The sequence below is a fragment of the Flavihumibacter cheonanensis genome (genome assembly GCF_022352215.1).
GTDB classification, from domain to species: domain Bacteria; phylum Bacteroidota; class Bacteroidia; order Chitinophagales; family Chitinophagaceae; genus Flavihumibacter; species Flavihumibacter cheonanensis.
Genome location: NZ_JAKRWF010000032.1, coordinates 1 through 298, shown reverse-complemented (window position 1 = coordinate 298; position 298 = coordinate 1). Strand labels below are relative to the sequence as shown.

The following is a 298-nucleotide window of genomic DNA, read 5'->3' as shown; positions in this document are numbered from 1 at the left end:
ATGTCGATAATCTTCAGGCGCTGGATGTTGCGCAGCAGGCGCTTACCGATATCACGTACGTCAGCCGCACGTTCTTTCAGGTATTCATCATCCAGCTCTTCCAGGGCAGAAGCCTGACCTTCGATAACTTCATGAGCAGCTGCGTCAGCTGTCATGTGTTTATCTTTAATCAGGGCTATGATTTCCTGCTCCAGCTCCTCATCTTCGAGCAGCATAATATGCCCTTCAAAGCTGGCTTCTTTTACTTCACCGAACGTTTCACCAGCTATCGTTTTGATCGTTTCCAGCTGGGCTGATG

The 298-nt window shown here is 49.0% G+C and carries 1 protein-coding gene; it reads right to left on the bottom strand.

What is annotated here, in order from left to right:
• Positions 1 to 298: phosphoenolpyruvate-utilizing N-terminal domain-containing protein (locus MD536_RS21005; RefSeq protein WP_317208150.1), on the bottom strand; the 298-nt coding region annotated here is incomplete at both ends.